This is a genomic window from Xanthomonas sp. F10, from assembly GCF_014206815.1.
In the GTDB taxonomy this organism is placed as follows: domain Bacteria; phylum Pseudomonadota; class Gammaproteobacteria; order Xanthomonadales; family Xanthomonadaceae; genus Xanthomonas_A; species Xanthomonas_A indica.
This window is the reverse complement of sequence record NZ_JACHNP010000003.1, coordinates 278018-300419: the sequence shown is the minus strand read 5'-3', so window position 1 is coordinate 300419 and position 22402 is coordinate 278018. Positions and strand designations below refer to the sequence as shown.

Sequence of the window (22402 nt, the reverse complement as noted above, 5' to 3'; positions counted from 1 at the left end):
ACGGGTTCAGCGCCGGCGCGGAGGCGGGGCGTCGCCGCCGGCCGGCGCCCGGTACAATGCGCGGCCAAGGGAAGTCTTCATGCACGGTCTCAATCCTCCCCAACGCGCCGCGGTCCTGCATTGCGAAGGTCCGTTGCTGGTGCTGGCAGGCGCCGGCAGCGGCAAGACCCGCGTGATCGTGGAAAAGATCGCGCACCTGATTGCCAGTGGCCGCTACCCGGCCAAGCGCATCGCCGCGATCACCTTCACCAACAAGTCGGCCAAGGAAATGCGCGAGCGCGTGGCCAAGCGCATCCGCAGCGAGGCCGCCGACGGCCTGACCATCTGCACCTTCCACGCCCTGGGGCTGAAGTTCCTGCAGATCGAACATGCCGCGGTGGGACTGAAGCGCGGCTTCTCGATCTTCGACGCCGACGATGCCGCCGCGCAGATCAAGGACCTGATGCCCGGCGCCAAGCCCGATGCGATCGAGGACGCCAAGAACCTGATCTCGCGCGCCAAGAACGCCGGGCTGTCGCCGGAACAGGCGATGGCGGCGGCGCGCAGCAACCGCGAGCAGGAAGCGGCCAGCCTGTACGAGCGCTACCAGGCGCGGCTGAGCACCTTCAATGCGGTGGACTTCGACGACCTGATCCGCCTGCCGGTGCAGGTGCTGGAGGAGAACGAGGACATCGTGATGGCCTGGCGCGAACGCATCGGCTACCTGCTGGTGGACGAAAGCCAGGACACCAACGACGCGCAGTACCGCCTGCTGAAGATGCTGGCCGGCCCGCGCGGCAACTTCACCTGCGTGGGCGACGACGACCAGAGCATCTACGCCTGGCGCGGCGCCAATCCGGAAAACCTGATGCAGATGGGCCGCGACTACCCGGCCCTGCAGATCATCAAGCTGGAGCAGAACTACCGCTGCTCCAACCGCGTGCTGCGCGCGGCCAATGCCCTGATCGCGCACAACCCGCACGAGCACCTGAAGACGCTGTGGAGCGACCAGGCCGACGGCGAGCGCATCCGCGTATGGGAGTGCCGCGACAGCGAGCACGAGGCGGAGAAGGTGGCTGCCGAGATCGCCTACCTGGGCACCGCCAAGCAGGTGCCGTGGAGCGACTTCTGCATCCTGTTCCGCGGCAACTTCCAGTCGCGGCCGCTGGAAAAGGCGCTGCAGATGGCCGGCGTGCCGTACCACATCACCGGCGGCACCGCGTTCCTGGAGCGGCAGGAGGTCAAGGACGTGCTGTCCTGGCTGCGCCTGCTGGTCAATCCCGACGACGACGCGGCGTTCCTGCGCGCGGTGCAGGCGCCCAAGCGCGAGGTCGGCGCGACCTCGCTGGCCAAGCTGGCCGAACTGGCCTCGGCCAAGCACCTGCCGATGTCGCGCGCGGCCGAGTCGGTGGGCGCGCTGCAGCAATTGCCGCCGCGCGCAGCCAACGGCCTGAGCGACTTCGTCGACATCCTGCACGAACTGCGCGCGGCCTCGACCACGCTGTCCTCGGCCGACGTGGTGCGCCAACTGGCCGAGCAGTCGGGGCTGATCCGCGAACTGCGCAGTCAGTGCAAGGACGAAGCGAGTTTCCAGCGCCGCCGCGGCAACCTGGAAGAACTGGCCAAGTGGTTCGAAGGCGGCCCGCGCGGCGCCACCGTCGGCGACCTGGCCGCGCAGCTGGCGCTGCTGTCGCGCAACGACAAGGACGACGGCGGCAACCAGGTGCGGATGATGACCATGCACGCGTCCAAGGGCCTGGAGTTCCGCTACGTGTTCATCGTCGGCTGCGAGGACGGCGTGCTGCCGCACGAGGTCAGCCTGGAAGAGGGCAACCTGCAGGAAGAACGGCGCCTGCTGTACGTGGGCATCACCCGCGCCAAGGAGCAGCTGTGGATGAGCTACAGCAAGCTCACCCGCAAGTTCGGCGAGCACATCCGGCTCAAGCCCAGCCGCTTCTTCGACGAGATCCCCGCCGAGGAAATGCAACGCGACGGCGCCGACCCGGTGGCCGACGCCGCGCGCAAGAAGGAGCGCGCCAACGCGGGGCTGGCGGCGATCCAGGCGTTGTTTGATTGAGAGCCGGGATTGGGGAGTTGGGATTGGGGATTCGTAACGGCGGGGTGCGTTGCGCTGCGGGTGGTGAGGCTTGGGTTTAGTGCGTGTAGTGCGTGGACTTGCCGCTGTTCCTTCTCCCTGCGGGAGAAGGTGCCCCAAAGGGCGGATGAGGGTACGGGCGAAGCCTCGTGCACCCACACACGGGTCGCTTCGCGCCGTACCCTCACCCCAACCCCTCTCCCGAGGGGAGAGGGGCTTGAGCAGGGGGCTGCACACCGTCGGCTGTATGCGCACCGCGGACAGGATCTAGTCGGGCGCTTCCTTGGTTTGCTGTGGAGCTTGCCGGCGTTCGCGCGTCGCGACTGAAGTCTGTGCTTGCGGAGAGCGGGCTGGAGACGGTGTGGGAGGGACTTCAGTCCCGACGCATTGGTGCCTGTCGAAGCCAGTGGCGCCGCGCATCGTGGCGGCAGCCATCGCGATGAAACGAAAACGGGTCGCGCTAGGCGGCCCGTTCCGGATGACGAAGTTGGCGCTTACGCCGACAAGTGCTCGATCGCGGCGACGCTGCCGAGGCGATCGCCCAGGCGCTTGAGCAGGGCCAGGCGGTTGCGGCGCAGCGCCGGGTCGTCGGCGTTGACCATCACGCCGTCGAAGAACGCGTCCACCTGCGGACGCAGCCGCGCCAGGAAGTTCAACACGGTGACGTAGTCGTGCTGGCGCAGCGCGCCGTCGGTCTCGGCGATGGCCGCTTCCACCGCCTCGGCCAGCGCGCGTTCGGCCGGTTCACGCAGCAGGCCCGCGTCGACCTGCGCCGGAATCTCGCCCTCGGCCTTGCGCAAGATGTTGCGGATGCGCTTGTTGGCCGCGGCCAGCGCCTCGGCCTCCGGCAACGCGGCAAATGTGCCGATCGCGTCGATGCGGCGGTCGAAGTCGTACAGCGAACCCGCCACCGCGGTCGTCGGCGCCGTCGTAGGAGCGGCTTCAGCCGCGACCGAGAACAGCGCGGCTACGGCGTTGAACTGCGTTGCCGGAACACCCTTATCGGTGTAGTAACCGCGCAGGCGGTCGACGATGAAGTCGAAGATCTCTTCGACCTGCTCCAGTGAAACCGCGCCGACTTGATGTTGGCCGGGCGCAGTCTCAGCGCCTTCGCGCTTCGCCTGTGCTGCGGCATCCAGCTTCTTCAGCAACGCAGAGCGTCGAATCGCCTCCATTGCCTGGGTCGCAGCAGTCGATAGGAGCGTCTTCAGTTCGAGATCAAACCCACTCTCAATCACCGTCCGCGCCAACCCCAGCGCATTGCGCCGCAGCGCGAACGGATCCTTGTTGCCGGTCGGCTTCAACCCGGCGGCGAAGCCACCGGCCAGCGTGTCCAGGCGTTCGGCGATCGCCAGTACCTTGCCAAGCGGCGACAGCGCGATGTCGTCGCCGGCGAAGCGCGGTTGGTAGGCCTCGTCGATCGCCAGGGCGATCTCGCTCGGTTCGCCGGCGGCGAGCGCGTAGTGGCGGCCGGCGATGCCCTGCAGTTCCGGGAACTCGTTGACCATGCGCGACTGCAGGTCGTTCTTGCTGAGCTCGGCGGCACGGCGCGCCTGTGCCGGATCCACGCCGACCTGCGCGGCGATCGCCTCGGCCAGCGCGGCCACGCGCTGCACCTTGTCGGCGATGCTGCCGAGCTTGGCCTGGTAGGTGACGCTGGCCAGGCCGGCGCCCATCGCCTCCAGGCCCTGCTTGAGGTCTTCGTCGAAGAAGAACTTGGCGTCGGCGAAGCGCGGGCGGATCACCCGCTCGTAGCCCTTGGCCACTTCGGCGACGTCGCGCGAGACGATGTTGGCGATGCCGATGAAGTGCTCGGTGAGCTTGCCGCCGGCATCCAGCACCGGGAAGAACTTCTGGTTGCTCTCCATGGTCTCGATCAGCGCTTCCTGCGGCACCGCCAGGAACGCCGGCTCGAACTTGCACAGCACCGCCGACGGCCATTCGACCAGGTTCACCACCTGCTCCAGGTTGTCTTCGGCGATGCGCGCGCTGCCGCCTGCGTCGCGTGCGGCCTGCTCGACTTCGGCGACGATGCGCGCGCGGCGCAGGTCCGGGTCCACCAGTACCTGCGCGGCCTGCAGCGCGGCCACGTAGTCGCCCGGCTGCGCCAGCGGCACCGGCGCGTCGTGCAGGAAGCGGTGGCCGCGGCTGTCGCGGCCGGCCTCCACGCCGAACAGCGGCATCGGCACCACCTCGCTGCCGAACAGCAGCACCAGCCACTGCACCGGCCGCGCGAAGCCGTAGTCGTGATCGCCCCAGCGCATCGGCTTGGGGATCGGCATTGCCGCGATCGCCTCGCGCAGGATCTCCGGCAGCAGCGTGGCGGTGCGCGCACCCGGGTTCACCGCCCGGTGCACGAAGCGTTCGCCCTTGGCGTCGCTGGTGCGCTCCAGCGCGGTCCAGTCGATCCCGGCCTTGGCAGCGAAGCCCTGCAGCGCCTTGGTCGGCTGGCCGTCGGCGTCCAGCGCGATGTTGAGGTAGGGGCCGAGCACTTCCGCGCGCTGCTCCGGTTGCTCGACGGCCACGCCCGGCAGCAGCACCGCCAGCCGGCGCGGCGTGGACAGCGGCTTGGCGTCGCCGCGTTCGACCGCGATGCCGCGCTTCTCCAGCCCGGCGATCACGCCGTCGAACAGCGCCTGGGCCAGGCCCGGCAATGCCTTGACCGGCAGTTCCTCGGTGCCCAGTTCGATCAGCAGGGGAAGGTGTTGGCTCATGTGTCAGACCTTGCTTAGCGGTTCCTTCTCCCTGCGGGAGAAGGTGCCCCGAAGGGGCGGATGAGGGTGCGGGCGCCTGGGGAGTCGGAGCAGCCGGCCGTGCGTGCCGGCGTACCCTCACCCCAACCCCTCTCCCGGTGGGAGAGGGGCTTGCATCACTTCTTGACGCCGGGGAAGCCCAGCTTCTCGCGCTGCGCGTAGTAGGCCTTGGCCACCGCCTGTGCCAGCGCGCGTACGCGCAGGATGTAGCGCTGGCGCTCGGTCACCGAGATCGCGCGGCGTGCGTCGAGCAGGTTGAAGGCGTGGCTGGCCTTGGTCACCTGCTCGTAGGCCGGCAGCGGCAGGCCGACTTCGACCAGCGCCTGCGCTTCCTGCTCGCAGGCGTCGAAGCGGTGGAACAGCTCGGCCACGTTGGCGTGTTCGAAGTTGTACGCGCTCTGCTCCACCTCGTTCTGGTGGTAGACGTCGCCGTAGGTGACCGGGCTGCCGTCGGGGCCGTAGGTCCACACCAGGTCGTAGACGTTGTCGCAGTTCTGCAGGTACATGCACAGGCGCTCGAGCCCGTAGGTGATCTCGCCCAGCACCGGCTTGCACTCCAGGCCGCCGGCCTGCTGGAAGTAGGTGAACTGGGTGACTTCCATGCCGTTGAGCCACACCTCCCAGCCCAGGCCCCAGGCGCCGAGCGTCGGCGATTCCCAGTTGTCCTCGACGAAGCGCAGGTCGTGCACCAGCGGATCGATGCCCAGCGCCTTGAGCGAATCCAGGTACAGCTGCTGGATGTTGTCCGGGTTCGGTTTCATCGCCACCTGGTACTGGTAGTAGCGCTGCAGGCGGTTCGGGTTCTCGCCGTAGCGGCCGTCGGTGGGGCGGCGGCTGGGCTGCACGTAGGCCGCGTTCCATGGCTCCGGCCCGAGCGCGCGCAGGAACGTGGCCGGATGGAAGGTGCCGGCGCCCACTTCCAGGTCCAGCGGTTGGATCAGCACGCAGCCGTGCTGCGCCCAGAACTGGTTGAGGGTCTGGATCAGACCCTGGAACGTGATCGGAACGGACCGGGAAACGGACATCTCGCAGGGGGCCGGTTGAGGGGTGCGCTAGTATAGCGACCGACTCGCGGGGACTTCCGCGCACCGGACCTGGACCATGGATTCGCGCCCTGCCGCGCCGCCCGCGTCGTCGCCCGCCGAACCCACCGTGGCCTTGCCGCCGGGCCGGCTGAGCTTCGAGCGCGTGGCTGCCGCGCTGCTCGCCGACGGCCTGGTCGCACCGGCCGAACGCGGCCGCGTGCAGTTCTCGGCGCAGACCGCGCGCACCGTCAGCGACGTGCATCCGCTGGTGCTGCTGTCCAACCTGAAACTGGCCGCGACCCGCCCGCCGGGCAGCGAGCTGAGCCTGGAGCGGCTGACCGAATGGCTGGCGCAGCGTTGCGGCTTGCGCTACCTGCGCATCGATCCGACCCGGGTCGACGTGGCCGCGGTCACCGGCGTGGTTTCGCACGCCTACGCGCGCCGCCACCGCATCCTGCCGCTCGCGCTGCAGCCCGAGCGCCTGCTGGTGGCGACCAGCGAACCGCTGGCGCTGGACTGGCTCGGCGACGTGCAGCACCTGGCGCGGCGCCGCATCGAAGTGGTGGTGGTCAACCCGCTGGACCTGCATCGCTACACGATGGAGTTCTTCGGCGTGACCCGCTCGGTGCGCGGCGCCAAGGACGGGCGCACCGAGCAGAGCAGCGGCCTGCCCAGCTTCGAGCAACTGGTGGAACTGGGCCGCGGCGGCGACGTCAACGCCGACGACCACCACATCGTGCACATCGTCGACTGGCTGCTGCAGTACGCCTACGAGCAGCGCGCCAGCGACATCCATCTGGAGCCGCGGCGCGAGGCCGGGCGCATGCGCTTCCGCATCGACGGCGTGCTGCACAAGGTGCTGGAAGTGCCGCCGGCGGTGATGACCGCCATCGTCAGCCGCATCAAGGTGCTCGGGCGCATGGACCTGGCCGAGCGGCGGCGCCCGCAGGACGGGCGCATCAAGACCCGCTCGCCGGGCGGGCGCGAGACCGAGATGCGCCTGTCGACCATGCCCACCGCCTTCGGCGAGAAGTGCGTGATGCGCATCTTCGACCCTGATGCGGCGTTCAAGAGCGTGGATCAGCTCGGCTTCAGCGCGCAGGAAGCGGCGGGCTGGAACGCGCTGGTGGAACGCCCGCACGGCATCGTGCTGGTCACCGGCCCCACCGGCTCGGGCAAGACCACCACGCTGTATTCCACGCTCAAGCGCCTGGCCACGCCGGACGTGAACGTGTGCAGCGTGGAAGACCCGATCGAGATGATCGCCACCGAATTCAACCAGATGCAGGTGCAGCCCAACATCGACCTGGACTTCGCCAGCGGCGTGCGCACCCTGCTGCGGCAGGACCCGGACATCATCATGATCGGCGAAATCCGCGACCTGGAAACCGCGCAGATGGCGGTGCAGGCCTCGCTGACCGGACACCTGGTGCTGTCGACCCTGCACACCAACGACGCGCCCTCGGCGATCACCCGCCTGCTCGACCTGGGCGTGCCGCACTACCTGGTCGCCTCCACCCTCAACGGCGTGCTGGCGCAGCGCCTGGTGCGCACCCTGTGCGGCCACTGCAAGCGGCCGCACACGCTGGAGCCGCACGAGTGGGACGCGTTGCGCGACCCGGGCGAGGCCTTGCCCGAGCCGCTGCAGCCCTACGCCCCGGTCGGCTGCCTGGAATGCCGCCGCACCGGTTACCTGGGCCGCGTGGGCCTGTACGAACTGCTGCCGGTGACTCCGCGCCTGCGCACCCTGATCCGCGCCGACATGGACCTGGCCGGTTTCAGCCGCGCCGCCCAGGACGAGGGCGTGCGCACGCTGCGCCGCGCCGGCCTGGAAAAGGTGGCCGCCGGACTGACCACCATCGAGGAAGTGCTGTCGGTGCTGCCGCCGCGGGAGTGAGTGGGCAGGAGGCGCGGTTGGCGTTGGTCTCTTCGTGCGGCAGCTGCGCGCCCGATGTCGCTTGCGGAGGCGTCTCACTGCGCGCCGGACGCGATCCCCCATCCCGACGCTCCCACCCCAGTCCCATCATCGCGATGGCTGGCGCACCTGTAGGAGCGGCTTCAGCCGCGACCAAGCGTTCCCGGGAACGCCCGTCGCGGCTGAAGCCGCTCCTACGGGATCACGGTGTGTCGCGCCAAACCGCACAATGGGCAACGATGCGCGCCGCCCACGCGTCGGACGAGGATGCCGGACGCAACGCCGCGATCCGTCCTGCGGCTATTTCTTCTTCCCGGCGAGCGGCGTCAGCCCGCTATCCGCAATCGCCTGGGCAGCCGCCGGGGACGCCAGGTACTCCAGCAGCGCCTGCGCCGCCTGCGGCTGCGTGCTGGCGGTGGCGACGGCGCCGGAATACAGCGTCATCTGCTGCGCCTGCTTGGGGATCAGGCCGACGATGGTGATGCCGGGGACCGGCTTGAGTTCGCTCAATTGCTGGAAGCCCAGTTGCGCCTCGCCACGCGCGACAACCGCGCCCACCGGCTCGGCGGGAATCATCCGGGCCTTGGCGGCGAAGCCGTCGCCGAGCCGCATCCGCGGGAACAGCGTGCGCGACAGGTAGACGCCGCTGGCGCTGTCGGAATAGGCCACCGAGCGGCTGTCCAGCAGGGTCTTGCGGAAGGCGTCCATGGTGGAGATGTCCGGCTCGGGCGCGCCCTGTTTGACCGCCATGGCGATGTAGGACTCGCCCAGGTCCACGCGGCTGGCGGGGCGCGCCTGGCCGCTGGCAACGAGCTTGTCGAGCGCCGCACCGACCATCAGCAGCACGTCCGCCGGCTCGTGGCGGGCGAGGCGGTTGGGAATCGCCTGTGGGGTGTCGCCCATCGACGGCGCCGCCTCGATCTGCAGCTTTACGCCCGTGGCCCGCTCGTAGTCGGGCGCGACGGCGCGGATCGCGCCCATGATGCCGCCGGAACTGAGGACGGTCAGCGTCGTGGGCGGGGCGGGGCGGCTCGCTTCCGGCGCCGCCGCCGATGCGGACGCGGATGCGAGCAGCAGCGCGGCCAGGGTCAAGGGGATCAGGGAACGACGCATCGCAAACCTGCCAGGGGGAAAAGCGACAGCCTGCGCGATCGGCGCTGAAGCGGATGGGAAGCCGCAGGCGGCGTGCCGGGACCTGCTCGCGTGCGTGCCGGATCGCCTGCACGGCCCGGCGGCGGCGCCACGGATTGGGGGCGTGCCGCCGCCCGCTTGCTCGCAGTTATATGCTTATGCCATCGGCGGCCTCCGGGCTTGGAAAAAGCCGCGCGCTGCCGTCTAGAATCCCACCATGCCGTTGGCTTCTTCCGTCCGTCGCCGTGCTGCGCCCTTCCTGATCCTCGAGACCGGTGAACCGGTGGCGACGATGCGGCGCTACGGGCGCTTCCCGCACTGGATCCGGGTCGCCGCCGGCCTGGCCGAGGGCGACACGGTCGTGGCCAATGTCGCCGCCGGGGAGGCCCTGCCGGCGCGGGGCGACTTCGCCGGGGTGATCGTCACCGGCTCGGCGGCGTTCGTCACCGATCGGGCCGACTGGAGCGAGCGCTCGGCCGCCTGGCTGCGCGAGGCCGCCGAGGACGGCACGCCGCTGCTGGGCATCTGCTACGGCCACCAGCTGCTGGCGCACGCGCTGGGCGGGGAGGTGGCCTACAACCCGGCCGGGCGCGAATCGGGCACGGTGCACATCGAATTGCATCCGCCCGCGGCCGAGGATCCGCTGTTCGCCGGCCTGCCGGCGCGCTTCCCCGCGCATGCCACGCACCTGCAGACGGTGCTGCGCGCGCCGGCCGGCGCCACCGTGCTGGCGCGCTCGGCGCAGGACCAGTGCCACGCCTTCCGCTGGGGCGAGGCGACCTGGGGCCTGCAGTTCCATCCGGAGTTCGCCACCCACCACATGCGCGGCTACGTGCAGGCGCGTGCCGACTGTCTACGCAGCGCCGGACGCTGCGCCCGTACCATCGCCCGCGAGGTCAGCGCCGCACCGCTGGCGCGCAAACTGTTGCGGCGCTTTGTTCAGCACGCACGCGGGCAGCACAGCAGCGGCCAGGCAAAACCGCGATAATCTGTGCAGTCGCCGCGCTGTACGGCGTCCCCCACTTCGGATTGGCAATGATCGAGATTCGCAAGCTGCCGGCCTCGGCCGGCGCGGAATGGCTGTTGGCCGGCATGTCCCTGCTGCGGCGGGCGCCATGGGCACTGGGCCGGCTCGGACTGATCTGGGGGCTGACGGCGCTGATCGCCCTGTTCCTGGGCGTGCTCAACCCGACCCTGGGCATGCTGGCGCAACTGCTGATGGGCTTGGCCGGGCCGCTGCTGTTCGGCGGGCTGGTGTGGGCCGTGCGCGAGGTCGACCAGGGCCGCAGTGCCGAGCCGGCGCATCTGCTGCAGGGCCTGCAGGGCGGCCGCACGCCGAACCTGCTGGTGGCGCTGTTGCCGCAGGTGGTGGTCGGGCTGGCGCTGGCCCTGCTGGCGGTGGTGGTGATCGGCCCGGATGGGTGGATGCAGTTGACCACGGTGATGAACAAGCTCAACGAGCTGGGCCAGTCCGGCGCGCAGCCGGATCCGCTGCAGGTGGAGCAACTGGTCGCGACCCTGCCGGCGCTGCGCATCCTGCTGTGGCTGATGCTGGTGGCGGTCGGGTTCGTGGCCGTGGCGCTGACCCTGTTCCTGTTCGCGCCGCAGGTGATGTTCGACGGCCGCAACGGCATCGCCGCCATCGGTCACGGCCTGCGCGCCTGCCTGCATAACCTGCCGGCGATGCTGGTGTTCTTCGTCCTCGCCTTCCTGGCCATGTTCGCGTTCTATTTCGCGCTGACCGTGGTGATGCTGGTGCTGCAGTTCCTCGTCGGCACCGCGGTGGCGGCGCTGGTCGCGCAGTTGCTGCTGATGGCGCTGCTGATGCCGGTGCTGGCCGGGATCGTGTACGCGGCCTGGAAGCAGATGTTCGTGCACGCCGGCGATGCGGCGGCCGTGGCGCCGCCACCGAACGTCATCGAAGCCTGATCGCGGCAGGCTCAGCGACGGCCGCTGCGGTCGCCGGGAGCGCTCTGGGCCGCCCGTGGCATCGCCTCCAGTTCGTCGATCACCCGCCTGGGCGCGCGTAGGCGGATCCGCACCGGGAACGATTCGTACACCACGACGCCCTCCACCACGCCCCGCTCCTTCAGTTCCATGACCCGGGCCAGCACAGGGTCCGGGGATTGCGCGCTGCCGACAATCAGCGCGGACTCCAGCGGCTCGCGATTCGCGGCCGGCCCGCTGCCGAGGCTGCAGCCCGCCACCAGGACCAGCGTCGCGGCAAGCATCCGTCTCATCTGCAACTCCTCTCGCATCGTCGGTTCGGCGTAAGCCGTGGTGCGCAGTCCTCCGCAGCACCACGGCGATGGCACTCAGGATCGGGAGCGGGCGCTCGTCACGGGTTGTCGGCGATCCAGTTCTGCAGCGTGTTGAAGACGGTACTGGTCAGCCGCGTCCCGCAGTTTTGGCTCGAAGAGCCGGTCGTGTGGACGCCGCGGACCACGTAGCCGCTGTCGTAGATGCCGCTTCCGCTGTTGCCGCCGCTGGTGTCGATGGTGTAGCAGAGCCTGTAGGAGCCGCTGGTCGAGACACCGCCGGACGCACTCCACATCGTTCCGAACGGCTTGTCGCCCGGGTATCCGGTGATGGTATGGGTGCCTCCGGAGTAGGTGCCCCAGCCCGCATTCCCGCCATGGGGAGCAGTGCTCAGGACGATCAGCGCATAGTCGTAGTTGCTGTCGCCGTTGTTGAGCCACGCCGTCGTGGTGATGGCACGCGCCCACGTCGCCGTTCCCCACGGCTGGTAGCTGCCGTTCTGGGCCACGGTGAAGTCGAGGCTGGAATACCAATTGCCAGCGCCGTCGGACACGCAGTGGCCGGCGGTCAGGACGTGCTTGGGTCCGATCAGCGTTCCGGTGCAGCCGATGCCTATGCGCCCGATGTGCCAGTACGGCGCGTTGGTGGTGGTGGTCACCTGGACCCGTTCGTCGGTCCCGATCACCACGTTGGGGACGGCGCGGCCGGCACCATCGCCGGTGGGGCGCGTCGGTGGCGTGCCGGGCACGGAGTGCGGCAGGCGGCCGAGCAGTTCCATCGCCTTGATCGCCTCCTCGAAGAGCGCCACGTCCTCCGCGCTTGCCGACGAGACGTATTGGTCGCCATTGCGGGTGACCATCACCGCGCTCAGGCCGGCGGCCTTCTGTTGCGGGCTCTGCAAGCGCGTGTCCGCCGGGGTGGCCGTCTCCGCGTACACGCCGGTCACCAGATTGTCGCCGTTGATGAACTTCGCTTTCCCGCCCTGTTTCTGGAACGATGGCGTACCTGCGACCGCCGCGGTCGCCGCTGTCGATACCAGCAAGGTAAATCCCAGTGCAGCCAGACGTTTCATGACGTACTCCTTGGTCATTGGGATACTGCTTCATTGCGAGCGATGCCGGTCGTGAGCGACGTCCTGCGCTCTGCCGGCTTGCCTGTCCGTCAGGGACAGGGGGGCGGCGGCGCGAGTGCCACCGCCATGAAGACGGTCTTCCATGGCCGTGTCGGCAGGGCCGGGTGCGGCCCGGTGCCGATGCTGCTGTGATCGGATGCGGCTCCGACGCCGTGTGCGCGGATCGCGCGATCCGGCGCCGGCCACGAGCCGACAACACATCTCTCTACTCAGGCGCGGCGTTGGCGAAATGGCGGGGAATGGCGCGCCGCAACGCGGCCCGCGCCGCGCTGTGGAAGCGCATCGCACCGCTGGATTCCTAGATCACGTCGTCGCGCAAGCGACAGCACCCGCGCACGGGCGATCAGCATGCGCTCAAGGGAATGGTCTTGGTCCTGTGCACCGGCAGTCATTCGCACGCGGCACCTTCCTTGGGTTTATTCGCGGCCCTCAGGGGGCATCCGTTGCTGTTTCGCAATGACGGCGCAGTTGCCCGTGGGGACTTTATACGTCACCCACTACGGGTCGTGCCGTAGTTTGCATCCCAGATCACAGTGCCAGATTCGGCGGTCGGACTGCAGCATGCGGTTACTGCGTGCGCGCCTGGCTCGACACCAGCCAGCTCGACGCCACGATGCCCAGTTCGTACAGCAGGCACATCGGGATCGCCAGCATCAGTTGCGAGACCACGTCCGGCGGGGTCAGCACGGCGGCCAGCACAAAAATACCGACCACCGCGTAGCCGCGGCCCTCGCGCAGTTGCTGCGGGGTCACCCAGCCGAGCAGGGCGAGGATCACCAGTGCCACCGGCAGTTCGAAGCTGGCGCCGAAGGCGAAGAAGATCGCCAGGACGAAATCCAGGTAGGCGCCGGCATCGGGGGTGAGCTGGATCACGTCCGGCTTGAACGTGGTCAGGAAGTGGAACACCGCCGGCAGCACCAGGAAATAGGCGAAGCCGCAGCCGAGGTAGAACAGCAGTACCGCCGAAGCCAGCAGCGGCAGCGCCAGGCGCTTCTCGCGCTGGTACAGGCCGGGGGCGACGAAGGCCCAGGCCTGGTACAGCAGCCACGGCGCGGACACGAACAGGGCCAGGAAGAACGCCAGCTTGAGCGGGGCGATGACCGCGCCGGCCGGGTGCGTGGCGATCACGCTCTGGCCCACCGGCAACTGCGCCAGCATCGGCTCGGCCAGCCAGGAGTACAGGCGCTTGGAGAAGGGCAGCAGCGCCACCACCACCACGCCCAGGCCGATCAGCGCGCGCATCAGCCGCGCGCGCAGCTCGATCAGGTGTTCGATCAGGCTGCTCTCGGCTTCGACGTTCATCGCGGCGCCTCCGGATCACGGGAGGGCGGTTGGCCGGTGTGCGCGGTCGCCGCGCCGGGTGCCGGATGCGGTGCGGCTGCGCCGCGCGCGGCGGCCGGCAGCACGGACGCTACGGGCGTCGTCGAGGCCGTCGGCGGGGGTGTGGCCGTGTCGGCGACGTACGGCGTCGAGGCGTCGGTCGAGGTGGCCGCCGCGGGCGGCGCGACGGTCGGCGCGTTGTCCGCAGGCGCTACCGGCGGGTTCGGATCGATCTCGCGGCGCAGTGCCTCGGTCTGCCGGTGCAGTTCCTCGCTGCCGTCGCGAAACTGGGTCTCGGCCTGGCGCAGCGAACTCTGCACGTCGTGCAGGCTGCGCTTGAGTTCCTCGGCTTCCAGTTCGCGTTCCAGTTCCTGCTTCACCGAGTCCCACTGCGCGCGGGCGCGACGCACCCACAACCCGGCAAAGCGCGCCGCCTTGGGCAGGCGCTCGGGGCCGAGCACCACCAGGGCCACCACCGCGATCACCAGCAGTTCGCTGAATCCGATATCGAACACGCCGGCGGGGTCCCGTCAGTGCGCGTCGCGGTCGCGCTCGGCCTGGGTCTGGCGGGACGGCTCGCTGCTGCTGCGCGTCTCGTCGCCGAGCTGGCCGGCCGGCTTGTCCTCGTCGCGCATGCCTTTCTTGAATTCCTTGACCGCGTTGCCCAGATCCTTGGCGCCGCTCGTCAGCCGCTTGGTGCCGAACACCAGCAGCACGATCACCAGCACCACCAGCCAGTGCCAGATGCTAAGACTGCCCATGATCCGCTCGCAGAAAAGTCGTAAGGAACCCGCAGGATAACGCACCGCGCCGCGCCGCGTTACCTCTCGCGGCCATGCAGGCGCGCCTGCAGGCCGGGACGGACAGGTGACGTTGGGAACAACGCTCAGCGATCGCCGTCGAGCTTCTCGGTGCGGATCTCGCCGTCGGACACCGGCTGGAAGCCCTGCTGCGCCGGTGGCGTCTGGCCCTGCAGTGGCACGGTGCTGGCGGCGGCGTCGGGCGCGGCGGTCGGTTCGGGCGTGGGCTGCGGCGCCGACATGGCCGGTGCCGGGGCGGGGCCCGGGCTGCCGTTGCTGTCGGTGCCGCGGCTCTGCCGCGCGGCGTAGGTGGCTTCCTCGAGCTTGTCGCGGAAGGCGACGATGTCGTTGGACGGCCGGTTGGTAGTGCGGCCCTCGAAGATCATCCGCGGCGTGGTGTTGCTGCCGTAGGCATTGAGGTCGGCGGCATCGTCGATCTGCAGCGCCGCGCCGTCCAGGGCGACGCCGGCGAACAGACCGCGGGCGCGCGACCACGACCAGATCTCGGCCTTGAGCTGGCCGTCGGTGGCGGCGGCGGCGTTGCGCCCCACCGGGCCGGCGGCGACGCCGGCATCGGCGCCGAGGGTGAACTTGCCGTTGACGATGTTGTCCAGGCTGCGGTCGTTGCGGAACACCAGCACCACGTCGGAGGACTGCACGCCGACCTGGAAGCCGATGCTGCCGCCGGTGAGCTTGACGAACACCGGATTGGACCAGGTGCCGTCGGGGCGCTTGACCGACATCAGGCCATGGCCGCGGCGGCCGCCGATCACCAGGCCGGCCTTGAGCGTATCCGGGATCACCACGATGGCGCGGCCCTCGTCGAGCAGCTTGTCGGGAATGGCCTGCTCGGGAATCTTCTGGATGTCGGTCAGCACGCGCAGCGCGTTGCGGGCGCGCTCGTCCTCTTCCGGGCCGGCCACGGCGTGGCCGACGAACAACAGGGTGCTCAACAACAGGGCGAGGCGCGGCAGGAGGGGCATGGCGGGCTCCGAAGTAGGTCCGCAGCAAGATACTGCAAGCGCTTGAACTTAGTCACAGGGCAATGAATCGGCAATGAGTGGTGCCGGGCTGCGCGCAGGCGCCATCGATCGCCGCGATCGAGCGAATCGACACGCCGCGGCGCGCGCGCTCTGCCACAATGCGCGCATGTCCGACGCACCCGAGACCGCCATCCTGGTGGTGAATCTAGGCACGCCCGAGGCGCCGACCGCGCCTGCGGTCGCCCGTTATCTGGCCGAGTTCCTCGGCGACAAGCGCGTGGTTGCGATCCCGCGGCTGTTCTGGTGGCCGCTGCTGCACTGGGTCATCCTGCCGCGGCGCTCGCCGAAGTCGGCGGAGAAGTATGCGCAGGTGTGGCTGGCGGACGGTTCGCCGCTGGCGGTGTACACCCGGCGCCTGGCCGAGGGCATGCAGCGCGAACTGCCCGGGCACCGCGTGGCCTGGGCGATGCGCTACGGCGCGCCGGCGCTGGCGCCGGCCCTGGATGCGCTGCGCGATGCGGGCGTGCGCCGGATCGTGGTGCTGCCGCTGTACCCGCAGTATTCGACCACCACCACCGCCTCGATCGAGGACGTGGTGGGCGCCTGGCAGGCGCGCCATCCGCAGCTGCCGGTGCACCTGATCGAGGACTACCCGACCGATCCGGCCTGGGTCGAGGCGGTGGCGGACAGCGTGCGTGCGCACTGGGCACAGCACGGCCGTGGCGAGCGCCTGTTCTTCTCCTTCCACGGCCTGCCGCAGCGCGTGGCCAACAACGGCGATCCCTACCCGCAGCGCTGCGAAGCCAGCGCGCAGGCGATCGCCACCGCGCTGGGCCTGGAGGCCGGGCAATGGGAGCTCGGCTACCAGTCGCGCTTCGGCGCCGAGCGCTGGCTGCGCCCGTATGCCGAACCGCGGCTGTGGGAGCTGGCCGGGCAGGGGGTCAAGCAGGTGGACGTGATCTGTCCCGGCTTCGCCACCGATTGCCTGGAAACCCTGGAAGAAGTGGCGATGGGCTTCGTCGAGACCTGCGCCGAACGCGGCATGCAAGTGCGCTACATCCCCTGCCTCAACGACGCCCCGGCGCACGCGCGCGCACTGGCGCAACTGGCGGCCCGCGCCGCATGAGCGTGCGTCCCTTCGCCTGCCCCTCGCGGGTGGGCGCGCTGGCCGGGTTGCGCAGCGGCGACCCGGCGGGGCCGAAGGCGCTGGCCTTGCACGGCTGGCTCGACAACGCCGCCAGCTTCGTGCCGCTCAGCCGGCACCTGCCGCAGCTGGACCTGGTGATGCTGGACCTGCCCGGCCACGGCCACAGCAGCGCGTTGCCGGAGGGCTGCGAGTACCTGCTGGCCAGCGCCCTGCATCCGGTGCTGGATGCGGCCGACGCGCTGGGCTGGGAGCGCTTCGTGCTGATCGGCCATTCGATGGGGGCGGCCATCGCCAGCCTGCTGGCCGCCGCGGCGCCGGAGCGCATCGAGAAGCTGGTGGCGATCGAAATGCTGGGCGGCCTGGCCGAGAGCGAGGCGGGGGCAGTGGCCCGGCTGCGCCATAGCGTGGCCAGCACCCGCCGCGCCACCGCCACGCCGTTGCGCGTGTTCCCCGACCTGGCCGCGCCGGTACGGGCGCGGATGCTGGCCAACCAGCTCAGCGAACCGGCAGCGCGGCTGCTGGTGGAGCGCGGCGTGCGCGCGGTGGATGGGGGCTACGTGTGGCGCAGCGACCGCCGCCTGACCCTGCCGACGGCGATCCGCGCGACCGAGCCGCAGATGCAGGCGCTGCTGGCCGGCATCGAATGCCCGACCGCGGTGGTGTTCGCCGACCCGGCGCAGGACATGCTGCCCGAGCCGCTGCGCCTGCAGCGCGCCGCGTGCCTGCGCGACGGCCGCGTGCACACCTTGCCCGGCACCCACCACCTGCACATGGAACAACCGGCGGCGGTGGCCGCGGTGCTGCGCGAGTTCCTCTGAGGCGGCCGCGGCGGCTGAGGCGGCCGCGGCGGCGCGCGACGCGGTCGTCGCGCCGCAGTCCCGCTCGGTGCGCCATCGTACCGCAGAGCATCGCGCACGCACACTGCGACAGACCGATCACCGGCGCTGTGCAGCCCGCCGCGGTCGTGCGCTTTCCGGCGTCACAGTTCGGCATGTTGTCGCCGAGCCGTCGCGTTTCGGAAAACTTCCGCGCACAGCGTACGCGCACCTTTCGCCCTGCGCCGCGCCTCCGATGATCCGCTTCCTTCGCCGCTACCGGGTCGGCCCACGCCTGACCTTCGCCTTCGCTGCCCTGCTGTTGATCTGCGGCGCCCTGATCGTGGCCAGCCTGGCGTCGATGGCGCTGGCGCGGCATCAGCTCGACGACATCGCCCTGGACAAGATGGAGAAGATCCGCCTGTCCAACGCCATGGTCGCCGCGCAGGCGCGGCTGGAGATCGGCCTGCTCAACGACGTCATCCTGACCAACCCGGACGAGAAGCAGGCGGTGGTGCGTGCCATCGGCGCAGCCCAGCGCGACTACGCGCAGGCACGGCGCACCCTGTTCGCGCTGCGCCTGGACCCGGCCGACCGCACCGCCGCACAGCTGCGCGCGGCGATCGACAAGGCCTACGCGCAGGTGCAGCCGTTCCAGTCGCAGGTGCTGGCCCTGGCCGCCGACAACCAGAACCTGGATGCGCAGACCCTGCACCTGTACACCCTGCAGCCGCTGCTGGCGCAGTGGCAGCAGGCGATCCAGCGCAACGCCGCGCACCTGCGCACGCTCAGCGACGGTTCGTACGCGCAGGCGGTGGCCACCATGACCCGCGCGCGCTGGATGCTGCTGCTCGGCGGCGGCCTGTTGCTGGCGGTCAGCGCCTGGCTGGGCTGGTGCATCACCCAGAGCCTGGTGCGGCCCTTGCGCGACGGCACCCGGGTGGCCGCGGCCATCGCCGCCGGCCAGCTCGATGCGGTGGTGCCGGCGCAGGGCCACGACGAAGCCGCCGATCTGCTGCGCAGCATGCAGACCATGCAGACGCAGCTGCGGGCGGTGCTGGCCGAGCAGCGGCGGATGGCGCAACAGCATGCGGACGGCGCCATCGCCTGGCGCGGCGAGGCGGCGGCGTTTCCCGGCGACTACGGACAATTGCTGCGCGACGCCAATGCGCTGGTCGACCTGCACGTCGGCACCGCGCAGTCGACGGTGGCGCTGATGCGGCGCTACGCCATCGGCGATCTCAGCGAGGACATGCCGCGCCTGCCCGGCGAGCAGGCCGCGATCTCCGAGGCGATGGATGCGATCAAGGCCAACCTGGGGACGCTCAGCCGCGATATCTGGCACCTGGCCGAGGCCGCCGCGGCTGGCGACTTCAGCGCACGCGCCGACCTGGGCGCGCACCGGCACGATTTCCGCATCATGCTCGAGAGCCTCAACCAGTTGATGGCGACGGTGGACGGCAACCTGGGCCAGTTGTCCGGGTTGCTGCGCGCCATCGCCAGCGGCGATCTCGGCGTGCGCATGCACGGCGACTTCCGCGGCGTGTTCGCCGACATGCGCGACGACGCCAATGCCAGCGCCGACCAACTGGCCGCGATCGTGGCCGGCATCCAGCACGCCGCCGCGGCGATCGACGCCGAGGCCGGCGCCATTGCCGGCGGTCACCAGGACCTGTCGCAGCGCAGCGCCGAACAGGCCGGCACGCTGGAGCGCACCGCCCGGGCGGCAGCGCGCCTGACCGCCACCGTCCGCCAGAACGCCACGCATGCGCACCACGCCAACGAACTGGCCGACGCGGCGACGACCGTGGCGGGCCAGGGAGGGGCTTCGATCGACGCGGCGGTCGGTGCGATGCAGGGCGTGGAAGTGGCCTCGCGCAAGATCGGCGAGATCATCGGGGTGATCGACGGCATCGCCTTCCAGACCAACATCCTGGCGCTCAATGCCGCGGTGGAGGCCGCACGCGCCGGCGAACAAGGCCGCGGCTTCGCCGTGGTCGCCAGCGAGGTGCGCGCGCTGGCGCAGCGCTCGGCCGATGCGGCCAAGGAGATCAAGCGCCTGATCGAGGCGTCGGTGAACCAGGTCGCGGTGGCCTCGGCACAGGTGCACGATGCCGGCCGCACCATGGGCCGCGTGCTGGCATCGGTGAGCGAGGTCAATGCGCTCATGACCGGGATCGCGGCCGCGTCGCAGGAGCAGGCCGCCGGCATCGACGAGGTCGGCCAGGCGATGGCGCAGATGGACCACAGCACCCAGCAGAACCTGGCGCTGGTGGAGCAGGCCACTGCGGCCTCGCGCGCGTTGGAGCGGCAGGCCGGCAGCCTGAGCGAGGCGGTGGCGGTGTTCCGCCTGGCCGGTGCGGCACCGTCGGTCCTGCCTGCGGAGGAAGAATCGCCGGTGCTGGCGATCCAGCCTGCGCCAGCCGGCTTCGACTACGCGCGCAGCGCCTGATGCGCAGGCCTTGGCGGCAGGATCGGGCATCGCGTGCGCAGCGTGCGCGGCGACCAGCGTGTCTTCCATCGGCAACGCCACATCCGCGGCGTCAGGGGCCTGCGGACAGCGTTGTAGGGGTGCGCCCTACACACTCAAAGTGAAGCTTGTGTGTAGAAAAATTTTCGCTTAAGTTGCGCCCATGCCTGCCGTCAACAGGCGTAGACGCGATACGTCCTGTGTTCGCGGCTCGATCCCGGCGTCCTGACATGCCGGCGTAGCGCCGCACGGACCGTACCGCCTCGCTGGCGCCGGAGGACGCGCCTGATTTGCGGTAGGCGGGAGGAGAGGGGGGCCTACCGGGCGCTGCATGGAGTTCTGCTTCCGCAGCGCTGGGCCAACACACCGCGATGCGAGCGCATCGGCGCGGCCACCCACCGTCTTTATCCCCCTTGTTCGCATCCCCGCTCGCGCCATCTCGTGCCGCAGCGCAGCATGCTTGCCCGATGCGCTACCCAACCGCACCTCGCCGCTGACGCCGCGCGCACCGCGATGTTCGGCGTTCAGCCGCAGTCCGGGTGTACCACCGCCCCGAGGTCTTCCGGACGCTTCGAAGAACGTGCTCGGCCAGGTCTGTCGTGTGCAGCTTGTTTTGTAGGAGTGGCTTCAGCCGCGATAGGCTTCCCCGGTGACGCCCGTCGCGGCTGAAGCCGCTCCTACGGCGCGTTTCCCACCGTTCGCGGATGCGCGCTTCAGTCCCGCTCCGGCCGCAGCAGCCAGCGCAGATGCGCCTTGAGCTGGCGGCCGTGCTGGTGGAACCAGGTGCGCTCGGCGCGCCAGTCCGGGAAGCGTGCTTCCACCTCGTGCCAGAACGCCGGCGAGTGATTGGCCTGGATCAGGTGGCAGAGCTCGTGCACCAGCACGTACTCGAACGCCGAGGGCCGCCCCAGTACCAGTGCCAGGTCCAGGGCCATGCTGCCGTCGGGCGCCAGCGAGCCCCACTGCGAGGACATGACCTTGTAGCGCACCGCGCGCGGGGCACGCGGCAGCGACGGCAGATACTGCGGCAGCCAGCGGCCGACGTCGGCGCGGGCCTGGGCCTCGTAGAAATCGCGCAGCGCGCGGCGCAGCGCCGCATCGCCGCCGCGCGGCGGCAGGTGCAGGTGGGCCACGCCGTCGGCGACCTCGATGCGCGCGTAGCGGGCGTCGTGCCAGGCCACCGGCAGCGACTGCCCGCGCAGCGGCAGTTCGCCGGCTTCGCCGGGCCGCAGTGGCGTCAGCGTTTCGGCGGCGACATAGCGCGAGAGCTGCTGCGCCAGCCATTGCCGGTTCTCCAGCAGGAAGCGCTCGCCGGCGATCAGGCTGGCGCGCAGCGGCAGGGTCAGCCGTGCGCCGCGTTCGTCCACGCTGAGCTTGATGCGCCGCGCGCGCGGGTCGCGCACGCGCAGCACCTCGACTTCGCGCTCGTCCAACCGGAAGCGGACGAGGTCGCGTTCGACGGCCGCCGGGGGCGGCGCGATCAGGCGACGGAGCAGATCGGGCATGGGCACAGCATACCGCCGGCGCGGGCGCGCACGGTGACAGCCGCGTGCGGCCGCCTCCGCGGCGGCATCAGTCGGCCTTGCTCAGCTTCAGCGCGTCTTCCAGCAGCAGGAACAGGCGCCGCACCTCGGCGCTCATCAGCGCGAAGCGCGCGTCCAGTTCCGCGCGCACGCCGTCCTGGTCGGCATGCTCGAGCTGGTCCAGCGCGCCGTCGAGGAACTTCAGCTTGCGGATCACCAGGTCGTCGCCGAGCACGAAGGACACGTGGTCGTCGAGCACCAGCGCCAGCTTGGTCACCTGCTTGCCGGCTTCCAGGTGCTTGTCGATCTCGTCGCAGCGCAGTTCCTGGTGCTGGCACTTGACCACCGCGCCGCCTTCGATCGGGTCCTTCATCTCGCACTCTTCGCCCAGGCTCAGGCCTTCGGGCAGCGGCTCGCCGGCGATCCAGCCGGTGAGGATCGAGCGCGGCGCCACCTCGGCGTTCAGCGGCAGCGCCGGGAAGCTGCCGAGCAGGCCGCGGATCTCCGACATCACGTTCTCGCCGGTCTTGCGGCTGGAGGTGTCCACCGCGACGTAGCCGTGCTGCAGGTCGAGCATGGCATCGGTGCGCGAGGACTTGACGAAGGCGCGCGGCAACAATTCATGGATCAGGTCGTCCTTGAGCCGCTTGCGTGCGCGGCCGCCGGGGCGCCGGCCTTCCTTCTCCTCGATCTCGGCGACCTTGCGCGCCAGCAGGTCGTTGACCACCGAGCCGGGCAGGATCTTGTCCTCGCCGCCGACGGTCAGCCACAGGAAGTCGGCGATGCGGTGCGACAGCGCCTCCTGCTCGTCGCGGCCGAACGGGGAGATGAAGCCGCGCGAGCTCATTTCCAGCGGGCCGACCGACTTGAGCAGGACCTCCGGCAGGAGCGTTTCGACCTCGGAAAAATCGAGCGTGGTGGGGAAGCGGAACAGGGTCAGATTGCGAAAGAACATCGAGCATCCAGCGGAAGGAAACGGAACGGTCCGGCGGCGTGCGCCGGGGAGCGGCGGCCATTGTCGCATCGTGTCCGCCCGGGTACCGCATCGGGCGGTT

Annotated in this window: 18 protein-coding genes; 7 read left to right on the top strand and 11 right to left on the bottom strand. The window is 70.1% G+C overall.

The genetic code is table 11. From position 1 onward, the window contains the following. Nucleotides 1–79: 79 nt before the first annotated feature. Complete coding sequence (rep, locus tag FHR56_RS18080) at nucleotides 80–2056, top strand: DNA helicase Rep (protein ID WP_160947478.1); 1977 nt, start codon at nucleotides 80–82, stop codon at nucleotides 2054–2056. Between the two features lie 512 nt (nucleotides 2057–2568). Here rep and glyS read toward each other — a convergent pair. Together glyS and glyQ are read right to left on the bottom strand one after the other, a co-directional pair. Then, nucleotides 2569–4788, bottom strand: a complete 2220-nt coding sequence (glyS, locus tag FHR56_RS18075) for a glycine--tRNA ligase subunit beta (protein WP_160947477.1) — start codon at nucleotides 4786–4788, stop codon at nucleotides 2569–2571. Nucleotides 4789–4943: 155 nt separating this feature from the next. After that, a complete protein-coding gene (glyQ, locus tag FHR56_RS18070) occupies nucleotides 4944–5852 on the bottom strand; it encodes a glycine--tRNA ligase subunit alpha (protein ID WP_160947476.1) in 909 nt (302 codons plus the stop codon). Between the two features lie 76 nt (nucleotides 5853–5928). On the opposite strand from glyQ, the gene FHR56_RS18065 reads away from it, so the two are divergent. Beyond that, a complete protein-coding gene (locus FHR56_RS18065; RefSeq protein WP_160947475.1) occupies nucleotides 5929–7749 on the top strand; it encodes a GspE/PulE family protein in 1821 nt (606 codons plus the stop codon). Between the two features lie 318 nt (nucleotides 7750–8067). Here the strand turns inward: FHR56_RS18065 and FHR56_RS18060 are convergent, their stop codons facing one another. Then, complete coding sequence (locus FHR56_RS18060) at nucleotides 8068–8880, bottom strand: substrate-binding domain-containing protein (RefSeq protein ID WP_160947474.1); 813 nt, start codon at nucleotides 8878–8880, stop codon at nucleotides 8068–8070. 235 nt (nucleotides 8881–9115) lie between these two features. Between FHR56_RS18060 and FHR56_RS18055 the strand changes: the two genes are divergently transcribed. Further along, nucleotides 9116–9886 (top strand): glutamine amidotransferase, encoded by a 771-nt coding sequence (locus FHR56_RS18055; RefSeq protein WP_160947473.1) that lies wholly within the window; start codon nucleotides 9116–9118, stop codon nucleotides 9884–9886. 47 nt (nucleotides 9887–9933) lie between these two features. Continuing rightward, the gene (locus FHR56_RS18050; protein ID WP_160947472.1) at nucleotides 9934–10827 is read left to right on the top strand and encodes a BPSS1780 family membrane protein; all 894 of its coding nucleotides are present in this window, start codon (nucleotides 9934–9936) and stop codon (nucleotides 10825–10827) included. Between the two features lie 11 nt (nucleotides 10828–10838). On the opposite strand, the gene FHR56_RS18045 is transcribed toward FHR56_RS18050, so the two are convergent. The 6 genes from FHR56_RS18045 to FHR56_RS18020 all read right to left on the bottom strand — a co-directional run bounded on the left by FHR56_RS18045 (nucleotide 10839) and on the right by FHR56_RS18020 (nucleotide 15392). Beyond that, nucleotides 10839–11138 (bottom strand): hypothetical protein, encoded by a 300-nt coding sequence (locus FHR56_RS18045; protein ID WP_160947471.1) that lies wholly within the window; start codon nucleotides 11136–11138, stop codon nucleotides 10839–10841. 98 nt (nucleotides 11139–11236) lie between these two features. After that, nucleotides 11237–12247, bottom strand: a complete 1011-nt coding sequence (locus FHR56_RS18040) for a trypsin-like peptidase domain-containing protein (protein WP_019795930.1) — start codon at nucleotides 12245–12247, stop codon at nucleotides 11237–11239. A 609-nt stretch (nucleotides 12248–12856) separates the two neighbouring features. Then, on the bottom strand, nucleotides 12857–13591 hold the full coding sequence (gene tatC, locus FHR56_RS18035) for a twin-arginine translocase subunit TatC (RefSeq protein WP_160947470.1): 735 nt from the start codon (nucleotides 13589–13591) through the stop codon (nucleotides 12857–12859). After that, the gene (gene tatB, locus FHR56_RS18030; RefSeq protein WP_160947469.1) at nucleotides 13588–14124 is read right to left on the bottom strand and encodes a Sec-independent protein translocase protein TatB; all 537 of its coding nucleotides are present in this window, start codon (nucleotides 14122–14124) and stop codon (nucleotides 13588–13590) included. Before tatB ends, tatC begins: the two co-directional genes overlap by 4 nt. A 15-nt stretch (nucleotides 14125–14139) precedes the next feature. Beyond that, a complete protein-coding gene (gene tatA / locus FHR56_RS18025) occupies nucleotides 14140–14370 on the bottom strand; it encodes a Sec-independent protein translocase subunit TatA (RefSeq protein WP_019798768.1) in 231 nt (76 codons plus the stop codon). A gap of 125 nt (nucleotides 14371–14495) precedes the next feature. Continuing rightward, nucleotides 14496–15392 (bottom strand): YSC84-related protein, encoded by an 897-nt coding sequence (locus tag FHR56_RS18020; RefSeq protein ID WP_160947468.1) that lies wholly within the window; start codon nucleotides 15390–15392, stop codon nucleotides 14496–14498. Nucleotides 15393–15558: 166 nt separating this feature from the next. Here FHR56_RS18020 and hemH point away from each other — a divergent pair, with 166 nt between their 5' ends. From hemH to FHR56_RS18005, 3 genes are all read left to right on the top strand, one after another. Beyond that, a complete protein-coding gene (hemH, locus tag FHR56_RS18015) occupies nucleotides 15559–16518 on the top strand; it encodes a ferrochelatase (RefSeq protein ID WP_160947467.1) in 960 nt (319 codons plus the stop codon). After that, nucleotides 16515–17357 carry an alpha/beta hydrolase gene (locus tag FHR56_RS18010; protein ID WP_160947466.1) on the top strand — a complete coding sequence of 281 codons (843 nt, stop codon included), beginning with the start codon at nucleotides 16515–16517 and terminating at the stop codon, nucleotides 17355–17357. The genes hemH and FHR56_RS18010 overlap by 4 nt, the downstream gene beginning before the upstream one ends. Nucleotides 17358–17610: 253 nt before the next feature. Beyond that, nucleotides 17611–19806, top strand: a complete 2196-nt coding sequence (locus tag FHR56_RS18005) for a methyl-accepting chemotaxis protein (RefSeq protein ID WP_160947465.1) — start codon at nucleotides 17611–17613, stop codon at nucleotides 19804–19806. 731 nt (nucleotides 19807–20537) lie between these two features. Here FHR56_RS18005 and FHR56_RS18000 read toward each other — a convergent pair. Both FHR56_RS18000 and FHR56_RS17995 read right to left on the bottom strand, forming a co-directional pair. Beyond that, the gene (locus FHR56_RS18000) at nucleotides 20538–21329 is read right to left on the bottom strand and encodes a SprT family zinc-dependent metalloprotease (RefSeq protein WP_160947464.1); all 792 of its coding nucleotides are present in this window, start codon (nucleotides 21327–21329) and stop codon (nucleotides 20538–20540) included. Nucleotides 21330–21396: 67 nt separating this feature from the next. Continuing rightward, the gene (locus tag FHR56_RS17995; RefSeq protein WP_160947463.1) at nucleotides 21397–22302 is read right to left on the bottom strand and encodes a recombination-associated protein RdgC; all 906 of its coding nucleotides are present in this window, start codon (nucleotides 22300–22302) and stop codon (nucleotides 21397–21399) included. Between the last annotated feature and the right edge of the window lie 100 nt (nucleotides 22303–22402).

Excerpts from the sequence above, each read along its gene's own strand:
- rep (WP_160947478.1), top strand. The coding sequence starts at position 80 with ATGCACGGTCTCAATCCTCCCCAACGCGCCGCGGTCCTGCATTGCGAA.
- glyS (WP_160947477.1), bottom strand. The coding sequence starts at position 4,788 with ATGAGCCAACACCTTCCCCTGCTGATCGAACTGGGCACCGAGGAACTG.
- glyQ (WP_160947476.1), bottom strand. The coding sequence starts at position 5,852 with ATGTCCGTTTCCCGGTCCGTTCCGATCACGTTCCAGGGTCTGATCCAG.
- FHR56_RS18065 (WP_160947475.1), top strand. The coding sequence starts at position 5,929 with ATGGATTCGCGCCCTGCCGCGCCGCCCGCGTCGTCGCCCGCCGAACCC.
- FHR56_RS18060 (WP_160947474.1), bottom strand. The coding sequence starts at position 8,880 with ATGCGTCGTTCCCTGATCCCCTTGACCCTGGCCGCGCTGCTGCTCGCA.
- FHR56_RS18055 (WP_160947473.1), top strand. The coding sequence starts at position 9,116 with ATGCCGTTGGCTTCTTCCGTCCGTCGCCGTGCTGCGCCCTTCCTGATC.
- FHR56_RS18050 (WP_160947472.1), top strand. The coding sequence starts at position 9,934 with ATGATCGAGATTCGCAAGCTGCCGGCCTCGGCCGGCGCGGAATGGCTG.
- FHR56_RS18045 (WP_160947471.1), bottom strand. The coding sequence starts at position 11,138 with ATGAGACGGATGCTTGCCGCGACGCTGGTCCTGGTGGCGGGCTGCAGC.
- FHR56_RS18040 (WP_019795930.1), bottom strand. The coding sequence starts at position 12,247 with ATGACCAAGGAGTACGTCATGAAACGTCTGGCTGCACTGGGATTTACC.
- tatC (WP_160947470.1), bottom strand. The coding sequence starts at position 13,591 with ATGAACGTCGAAGCCGAGAGCAGCCTGATCGAACACCTGATCGAGCTG.
- tatA (WP_019798768.1), bottom strand. The coding sequence starts at position 14,370 with ATGGGCAGTCTTAGCATCTGGCACTGGCTGGTGGTGCTGGTGATCGTG.
- FHR56_RS18020 (WP_160947468.1), bottom strand. The coding sequence starts at position 15,392 with ATGCCCCTCCTGCCGCGCCTCGCCCTGTTGTTGAGCACCCTGTTGTTC.
- hemH (WP_160947467.1), top strand. The coding sequence starts at position 15,559 with ATGTCCGACGCACCCGAGACCGCCATCCTGGTGGTGAATCTAGGCACG.
- FHR56_RS18010 (WP_160947466.1), top strand. The coding sequence starts at position 16,515 with ATGAGCGTGCGTCCCTTCGCCTGCCCCTCGCGGGTGGGCGCGCTGGCC.
- FHR56_RS18005 (WP_160947465.1), top strand. The coding sequence starts at position 17,611 with ATGATCCGCTTCCTTCGCCGCTACCGGGTCGGCCCACGCCTGACCTTC.
- FHR56_RS18000 (WP_160947464.1), bottom strand. The coding sequence starts at position 21,329 with ATGCCCGATCTGCTCCGTCGCCTGATCGCGCCGCCCCCGGCGGCCGTC.
- FHR56_RS17995 (WP_160947463.1), bottom strand. The coding sequence starts at position 22,302 with ATGTTCTTTCGCAATCTGACCCTGTTCCGCTTCCCCACCACGCTCGAT.